Annotated in this window: 2 protein-coding genes; both read left to right on the plus strand. The window is 34.4% G+C overall.

The annotated features are described in order from the left end of the window. Window positions 1-69 precede the first annotated feature (69 nt). Complete coding sequence (locus BZG02_RS20665) at window positions 70-363, plus strand: transposase (RefSeq protein ID WP_180335807.1); 294 nt, start codon at window positions 70-72, stop codon at window positions 361-363. Window positions 364-377: 14 nt separating this feature from the next. Continuing rightward, a complete protein-coding gene (locus BZG02_RS20670; protein WP_281253732.1) occupies window positions 378-1,181 on the plus strand; it encodes an IS3 family transposase in 804 nt (267 codons plus the stop codon). Window positions 1,182-1,231: the final 50 nt, after the last annotated feature.

A 1,231-nucleotide genomic window follows, 5' to 3' on the forward strand; every position in this document is an offset into this window, starting at 1 on the left:
TATAATACCCTAAGAAAATTAGACCAGGAGCTTAATTGAAAAATAATGTAAATTAAACTCATGGAAAAAATGAAAAGAACACGTCGTAAATTTAGCTCAACATTTAAAGCAAAAGTTGCAATAGAAGCACTTAAAGAGCGAGAAACCTTAGCCGTTTTAGCAGAACGATTTGAACTTCATCCTAACCAGATATCTCAATGGAAGCAAGAGTTCTTAGAGAATTCTCAACAGATTTTCGAAGGGAAGCATACTTCAAAAGAAACTGAAGATATTGATACGGAGAACCTATATTCAAAAATTGGCAAATTAGAGATGGAGAATGAGTTCTTAAAAAAAAACTTAAAGAAATTAGGCCATTTATAGATTTAAGGCTTTTAATAAATCGTGATTCAGATGTTAGCATTCGGAGTCAATGTGATTATTTAGGCATTCCACGATCTTCTTTCTATCATGTTCCACAAGGTGAATCTGATGAAAATTTAAAAGTGATGCAACTAATGGATAAACATATATTGGAAGAGCCAACAGCAGGCGTTCTAACGATGCAATCAATGTTAAAGGATGTAGGGATTCATTGTTCTTACGAACGAGTACGACGATTAATGAGAAAATCTAACATTTGTGCCATCTATCCTAGAAAACATTTAACTGTTTTGGGTGAAAAGAAATATGTATATCCCTATCTATTACGGCATTTAGAAATAAGCAGACCTAACCAAGTCTGGGAAATTGATATTACCTATGTTCCGATGCAACAGGGGTTCATGTATCTAACGGCAATAATAGATGTTTATAGTCGCTTTATTGTTGGCTGGGGGCTTAGTAACTCTCTTGATGCAGAATCTTCGCTGAGAGTTGTTAGAGAAGCTATTAGTGTACATGGCTGTCCTGATATTCTTAATAGCGATCAGGGAAGTCAATTTACATGCAAGCAGTATATCGATTTTTTAAAGGATAGTGAGATTAGAATTAGCATGGATGGAAGAGGAAGAGCGCTGGACAATATCTATATTGAGAGATTTTGGAGAACAATAAAATACCAATATATTTACCTGAACCCAGCAGATAACGGATTGCAATTGTATAATGGAATAAGAAAATGGATTGATAGATATCATAACAGAGATCATCAAGGCATCGATAGGAAGAAGCCGTTTATAATCTATAATATGGCAGCTTAAATTCAACTTAGAAAACAGAAATCTTGGTCCAACAAAACGAGGGTACTATA

This window comes from Labilibaculum filiforme, from assembly GCF_002843315.1.
In the GTDB taxonomy this organism is placed as follows: Bacteria; Bacteroidota; Bacteroidia; order Bacteroidales; family Marinifilaceae; genus Labilibaculum; species Labilibaculum filiforme.

Bases quoted from the DNA above. Each gene is read 5' to 3' on its own strand.
- BZG02_RS20665 (WP_180335807.1), top strand. From the start codon at position 70: ATGAAAAGAACACGTCGTAAATTTAGCTCAACATTTAAAGCAAAAGTT.